The sequence below is a fragment of the Amycolatopsis dongchuanensis genome, assembly GCF_039542405.1.
Classification (GTDB): domain Bacteria; phylum Actinomycetota; class Actinomycetes; order Mycobacteriales; family Pseudonocardiaceae; genus Amycolatopsis_E; species Amycolatopsis_E sacchari.
Genome location: NZ_BAABIB010000121.1, coordinates 1 through 4,609 on the forward strand (window position 1 = coordinate 1; position 4,609 = coordinate 4,609).

The 4,609-nt window shown below is 73.1% G+C and carries 5 protein-coding genes and 1 pseudogene; 5 read left to right on the forward strand and 1 reads right to left on the reverse strand.

The genetic code is table 11. The features are described from left to right. A pseudogene (locus ABFX51_RS31160) lies at nucleotides 1–281 on the reverse strand (hypothetical protein); the annotation flags it as partial. 184 nt (nucleotides 282–465) lie between these two features. On the opposite strand from ABFX51_RS31160, the gene ABFX51_RS31165 reads away from it, so the two are divergent. From ABFX51_RS31165 to ABFX51_RS31185, 5 genes are all read left to right on the forward strand, one after another. After that, on the forward strand, nucleotides 466–966 hold the full coding sequence (locus ABFX51_RS31165) for a DUF2795 domain-containing protein (RefSeq protein ID WP_245783148.1): 501 nt from the start codon (nucleotides 466–468) through the stop codon (nucleotides 964–966). 42 nt (nucleotides 967–1,008) lie between these two features. Continuing rightward, complete coding sequence (locus tag ABFX51_RS31170; protein WP_346055828.1) at nucleotides 1,009–2,871, forward strand: FAD/NAD(P)-binding protein; 1,863 nt, start codon at nucleotides 1,009–1,011, stop codon at nucleotides 2,869–2,871. Beyond that, on the forward strand, nucleotides 2,868–3,938 hold the full coding sequence (locus tag ABFX51_RS31175) for a carboxylate-amine ligase (RefSeq protein ID WP_346055829.1): 1,071 nt from the start codon (nucleotides 2,868–2,870) through the stop codon (nucleotides 3,936–3,938). The genes ABFX51_RS31170 and ABFX51_RS31175 overlap by 4 nt, the downstream gene beginning before the upstream one ends. Nucleotides 3,939–3,997: 59 nt before the next feature. After that, on the forward strand, nucleotides 3,998–4,240 hold the full coding sequence (locus ABFX51_RS31180) for an acyl carrier protein (protein ID WP_091509769.1): 243 nt from the start codon (nucleotides 3,998–4,000) through the stop codon (nucleotides 4,238–4,240). Next, nucleotides 4,240–4,609 (forward strand): manganese catalase family protein (locus ABFX51_RS31185; protein ID WP_346055831.1); only part of this gene is annotated, 370 nt, incomplete at its 3' end. The genes ABFX51_RS31180 and ABFX51_RS31185, both read left to right, overlap by 1 nt.

Genomic DNA, 4,609 nt, shown 5'->3' on the forward strand with positions numbered 1-4,609 from the left:
GGCGGCTGCTGCTGCGGCGGACGGCGGGCCGCGGGCGGGCGGTTCGCCGCGGGGGCGCGGTTCTGGACCGGCGCGCGGCGGGGCGGCGGGGGCGTGGGCTCACGCCGGTGGATCCACACCTCCAGCGCGACGATGGCCAGCGCGAGCACGGCGAACGCCACCGCGCCCGGCAGGAAGCCGCTCACCCCGCACAGGCCGGCGAGGCCCAGCGCGGGGATGATGGCGCACAGGCTGAACGGGTCGATCCGCGACAGGGAGTAACGGGACCTCGACTGGCCCATGGCGCTCCTCCCCGTTCCGACCGGCGATCAACGGCGAAAGTGTACCCGGCTGGGCGAACGGGCCGGGCGGATCCTGCCCGTCATGACGCTCGCCACAGTCGAGCCCCCGCGGCGGGCCGGCGTTTGCGGGCCGCCGCGAGTGGTAGCCCCTGGCCGTTCGAACAGGAGCGAAGGGTGGGCAGCGATGACCGACAACGACCCGACCACGCCGGGGCTCGCCGTGCCGGACACCACCGATCCGGAGGAGTTCGCCGAGGAGGCCGGGGTCGACCCCACCCCGCAGGAGGTCGACCAGTACCTCGAGCTGGCGGAGGAACGCCCCGCCCTGGTCGGCCCCGGACGAGAGCTGAAGGAGGTTCCCATGGCTTCGACCCTGACCCGCGAGCGGCTGCGCGAATGCCTGAACGACCTCGACTTCCCCGCGGACAAGGACAAATTGGTCCAGACCGCCGAGCGCAAGGGGGACGGCGAGGCCGTGCGCGCGCTGCGGGCGATCCCGCCCGCGGACTACGCGAACCTGACCGAGGTGTTCGGCTCGGTGGAATTCGCCGACGACGGCACGGTTCCCGAGTCCGAAAAGTACCGGGCGCACGGGAATTCCGTGCCAGGACTGGCCGAATCGTCGACCGACACCGGGCCCGGCAACCCGATCGCCGACGAGCTCGGGGAGAACCGCGGCAGCTGAGCACCGGGGTTTGCCGCCGGGAAATCTTGGTATTCCCCCGCCATGAGATCTTCCGGCCCGCTGTCCGTCGCGATCATCGGCCTCGGGCCGCGGGGGTTGTCCGTGCTGGAACGGCTGATCCTCCGGTTGCGGGCCCGCGGCGGCACGCCGGTGACGATCTGGGCGGTGGACCCCGTCGAGCACGGGTCCGGGCGGGTGTGGCGGTCGGGCCAGCCGGAGTGGCTCGCGGCGAACGCGACCGCGGGCGAGCTGACCGCGCACTCCCCGGACAACCCGCTGCTGCCGGGGGACGAGCCGTACTCGCTGGCCGAATGGTCGGCGAACGAGCTGGCGCCGGACGACTACCCGAGCCGCGCCCGCTACGGCACCTACCTGCACGAGTTCTTCCAGCGGCTGTGCCGGCTGGCCCCCGAAGGCGTGTGCGTCCGGCCGATACTGGGCCGCGCGATCGGGTTGTTCCGCGCCGCACAGGGGCTGCGGCTGCGCATCGACGACGGCGGCCCCGATCTGCACGTCGACAAAGCGGTATTGACCACCGGGCACAGCGCGCTCGAACCGGACGAGACGGAACTGGCCTTCCGCCGCCACGCCGACCGCCACGGGCTGCGCTGCCTCGGCCCGGGGATCGCCGCCGAACTGCCGCTGGACGAGATCCCGGCGGGCGGCACGGTGGCGGTGCGCGGGCTGGGCCTGACGTTCTACGACGTCGTGCGTTCCCTGACCACCGGCCGCGGCGGCCGGTTCGAGCGGGACGCCGACGGCACCCTGCGCTACCACGCGAGCGGCCGTGAACCACACATCGTCGCGGGTTCCCGCAGCGGGCTGCCTTTCCTCGCCCGCGCCCAGGTGCACCGGCCGGAGCTGGCGCCGGACCCCGTGCTGCTGACCGAGGAGCGCGTCGCGGCGCTGCGGGCCCGCGCGACCGCCGAGCGCGGCAGCCCCAAGCTCGATTTCGCCGCCGAGGCCGAACCGCTGCTGTGGGCCGAGGTCGAGCACGCCTACTACCGCTGCACGCTGCGCCTGCGTGACGGCCACAGTGCGGTGGAGGCGTTCACGGAGGCCTTCGGCGCCACGGCGGACGACGCGGGCGAGCTCGACCCGCGCCGCAAGGGGAAGGTGCTGGCGGCATTCGGGCTCGGTGACGTGCCGCCATTGCGCCCCGAGCTGCTGGCGCGGCCCTTCGCGGGCCGGACCTTCGGCAGCCCCGTGGAGTTCCGCGCCGAACTGCGGCGGCTGCTCGCCGAGGACGTGGAGACCTCGAAGCTGGGCCCGGAGGGCAGCCCGGTCAAGGCGGCGCTGGAGATGATGCGGACGCTGCGTCCCGCGCTGCCCGGCATCGTCGACTTCGGCGGCCTGCTGCCCAAGTCCCAGGAGGACTTCCTCACCCGCTTCGCGCCCGCGAACTTCCTGCTGTCGGCGGGACCGCCGGTCGAGCACGTCGAGCAGCTGGTGTCCCTTGTGGACGCCGGACTGGTCGAAGTGGCCGGTCCCCGCGCGCAGTTCTCCTGCGGGGACGGCTGTTTCGCCGTCGAGTCGCCGGACGTCGCGGGCTCGCGGCGGGAGGCGAGGGTGCTGCTGGATGCCCGGGCGCCCGCGCCGGACCTGAGCCGCGACCGTGATCCGCTGCTGCGGCAGCTGCTCGCCGACGGGATGATCAGCGAGTACGTCAACGTCGACCCGGCGACGGGGGAGCGGTTCGCCACCGGTGGGCTCGCGGTGACGGACTCGCCGTTCCACGTGCTCGACGCGCGTGGCGAAGCCGATCCGGACCTGTACGCGCTGGGTGTCGTCACCCAGAACACCCGCTGGTTCACCCAGGTCGGCACCGGCCGCCCCGGGCAGGACAGCCCGTTCCGCCGCGACGCCGACGCGATCGCGCAGGACGTTCTGGGGGAGGCCGCATGAGCGAGCGCACGTTCGGCGTCGAGGAGGAGTTCCTGCTCGTCGACGCGGAGGGCAGACCCGCGGCGGCGGCACCGGCCGTGCTCCGGGGCTCGCCCGAGGAACTGCAGCCGGAACTGGTCACGTGCCAGGTCGAGTCGGTCATGCCGGTGTGCGGTGACGTCGACGAGCTGCTCGGCTGCCTGCGGGACCAGCGGAGGCAACTGGTCGAGGGCGCCGCGGAGAAGGGGCTGCGCCTCCTCGCCACCGGCACACCACCGGTGGAGGACACCGCGCGGCTGACGCCGGGTGCCCGCTACCGGCGGATCGCCGACCACTTCCGCGGGCTGATGGACAGCGTCAACGTGTGCGGCTGCCACATCCACGTCGGGGTGCCGGACCGGGAAACCGGGATCGGCGTGCTCAACCACCTGCGGCCGTGGCTGCCCGTGCTGCTCGCGCTGAATGCGAACTCGCCGTTCGCGGAAGGTGCCGACACCGGCTACGCGAGCTGGCGCTACCTGGCGATGTCCCGCTGGCCCTCGGGCGGCCCGCCGCCCTTCGCGGAGTCCGCGGAGCACTACGAGTCGCTCGTCGGGGACATGGCGCAGTCGGGCGCGGTGCTCGACCCGGCGAACCTGTACTGGGACATCCGCCTGTCGCCCCGGCACCCCACGGTCGAGGTGCGGGTGTGCGACGTCGCCCCCACCGTCGAGGAGGCCGCGTTGCTCGCGGTGCTCGTGGACGGCCTGGCGGCGACCGCCCGCGCGCGGCTCGACAGCGGCGAGACCGCCGAACCGGTGTCGCAGGACGTCCTGCGCGCCGACCTGTGGCGCGCCGCGCGGGACGGGCTCGCGGGCCAGTGCGTCGATCCGCGGACGCGGAGCCTGCGCCCGGCGGGCGAGACGCTGCTCGGGCTGCTCGACGAGGTCCGGCCGCAGTTGCAGGACGGCGCGAAGGAGTTCGCCGAGCAGACGCTCGCCGACGTGCTGGCCCGCGGCGGAGGTGCGGCTAGGCAGCGGGAAGTGCTCGCGCGGAACGGCGATTTCGCCGAAGTGGTCGCGTTCCTCGCGGGGCAGACGAAGGCGTAACCGCCGCGAGGCCGGGTATGCCGGGAGCGTCCCATCCGCGAGACGACAGGGAGCACACCATGGCGACCGGAGAGACCGGTTTCGACGACGTCAGCTTCGACCTCATCTCGGTGCAGTACCACTCGCTCAAGGCCGGGCACGACTACGGCCAGTACGTCCGCGACGCGGAGAACGCCGGGCGCCAGGACATCGCCGACTTCTTCCGCCGGGTGATGGAGGAGGACTCGGCGCGGGCCAAGCAGTGCCACGAGTTCCTCAAGGACCTGTCGGGCACGTCGGAGTCCGGCCCGGCGGTCAGCTGATGTTCCGGCACACCAAGCGCCTGCAGTTCGAGGCGAAACCCGAGCGGCCGGACCCGGTGTTCGCGCACAAGCTGCAGGAGCTCATCGGCGGGGCGTACGGCGAGCTGTCCGTGACGTGGCAGTACCTGTTCCAGGGGTGGAACTGCCGCATCGAGGGCAAGTACAAGGACCTCATCATGGACACCGCCACCGAGGAGATCGGGCACGTCGAGATGCTCGCGACGATGGTGGCGCGGCTGCTCGAAGGCGCCCCGGCCACGGCGACCGCGGAGGCGGTCAAGGACCCGGTCATGGCGGCGGTGCTCGGCGGTATGGACCCGCAGCAGGCCATCGTCGCTGGTGGGGGTGCGTTGCCCGCGGACTCCAACG

What these genes read in the sequence shown, in the direction of transcription:
- ABFX51_RS31165 (WP_245783148.1), top strand. Translation starts at nt 466, where the DNA reads ATGACCGACAACGACCCGACCACGCCGGGGCTCGCCGTGCCGGACACC.
- ABFX51_RS31170 (WP_346055828.1), top strand. Translation starts at nt 1,009, where the DNA reads ATGAGATCTTCCGGCCCGCTGTCCGTCGCGATCATCGGCCTCGGGCCG.
- ABFX51_RS31175 (WP_346055829.1), top strand. Translation starts at nt 2,868, where the DNA reads ATGAGCGAGCGCACGTTCGGCGTCGAGGAGGAGTTCCTGCTCGTCGAC.
- ABFX51_RS31180 (WP_091509769.1), top strand. Translation starts at nt 3,998, where the DNA reads ATGGCGACCGGAGAGACCGGTTTCGACGACGTCAGCTTCGACCTCATC.